This window comes from Streptomyces chiangmaiensis, from assembly GCF_036281785.1.
Lineage (GTDB): Bacteria > Actinomycetota > Actinomycetes > Streptomycetales > Streptomycetaceae > Streptomyces > Streptomyces chiangmaiensis.
Genome location: NZ_JAYWVC010000732.1, coordinates 1 through 590 on the forward strand (window position 1 = coordinate 1; position 590 = coordinate 590).

At 67.5% G+C, this 590-nt stretch carries 1 pseudogene; it reads left to right on the top strand.

Annotated features, from left to right (window positions below):
- Nucleotides 1–590: pseudogene (locus VXC91_RS46670) on the top strand (glucose-6-phosphate dehydrogenase); the annotation flags it as partial.

Here is a 590-nt window from a genome sequence, read left to right on the forward strand (position 1 = left end):
ATGGCCCTCACGGCCATGGAGGAGCCCATCGCCTTCGACGCCGAGGCGCTGGTCACCGAGAAGCTCAAGATCCTGAAGTCGGTGCGGCTTCCGGAGGACCTCGGCCTGCACACCGTGCCCGGGCAGTACGCGGCCGGCTGGCAGGGCGGCGAGAAGGTGATGGGCTACCTCGAGGAGGACGGCATCGACCCCGGGTCCACCACGGACACCTACGCGGCCGTCAAGCTGGAGATCGACAACCGCCGCTGGGCGGGCGTCCCCTTCTACCTGCGTACCGGCAAGCGCCTGGGCCGCCGCGTCACCGAGATCGCGGTCGTCTTCCATCGGGCGCCCCATTCCCCGTTCGACTCCACGGCCACCGAGGAGCTCGGAGAGAACGCGATCGTCATCCGGGTCCAACCGGACGAGGGAATGACGGTCCGCTTCGGTTCGAAGGTGCCGGGCACCTCGATGGAGATCCGGGACGTCACGATGGACTTCGCTTACGGCGAGTCGTTCACCGAGTCCAGCCCGGAAGCCTACGAGCGTCTGATCCTGGACGTACTGCTGGGTGACGCCAACCTCTTCCCGCGCACCGAGGAAGTGGAGGA